A 478-nucleotide genomic window follows, 5' to 3' on the forward strand; every position below is an offset into this window, starting at 1 on the left:
GGAAAATCCTTCCAGTGTGAGCTCGTCTTCGCCAAGATGGGGATCAACCCCATCATGATGAGCGCCGGAGAGCTGGAGAGCGGCAACGCCGGAGAGCCGGCGAAGCTGATCAGGCAGCGGTACCGTGAGGCGGCAGACATCATCAAGAAGGGGAAGATGTGCTGCCTCTTCATCAACGATCTGGACGCGGGTGCAGGTCGCATGGGAGGCACCACCCAGTACACGGTGAACAACCAGATGGTGAACGCCACCCTGATGAACATCGCCGACAACCCAACCAACGTGCAGCTCCCCGGGAGGGACAACAAGGAGGACAACCCCCGTGTCCCCATCATCGTCACCGGCAACGACTTCTCCACGCTGTACGCGCCGCTCATCCGTGACGGGCGTATGGAGAAGTTCTACTGGGCTCCCACCCGCGACGACCGTGTCGGCGTCTGCAAGGGTATCTTCCGCACCGACAACGTCCCCGACGAGG

1 protein-coding gene is annotated in these 478 nt (G+C 61.5%); it reads left to right on the top strand.

Features of this window, described 5'->3' with window-relative positions; translation table 11 throughout:
- Window positions 1-478 (top strand): AAA family ATPase (locus L9G74_RS23840; RefSeq protein WP_238898516.1); only part of this gene is annotated, 478 nt, incomplete at both ends.

It is taken from the genome of Shewanella electrica (genome assembly GCF_022321485.1).
Taxonomy (GTDB): domain Bacteria; phylum Pseudomonadota; class Gammaproteobacteria; order Enterobacterales; family Shewanellaceae; genus Shewanella; species Shewanella electrica.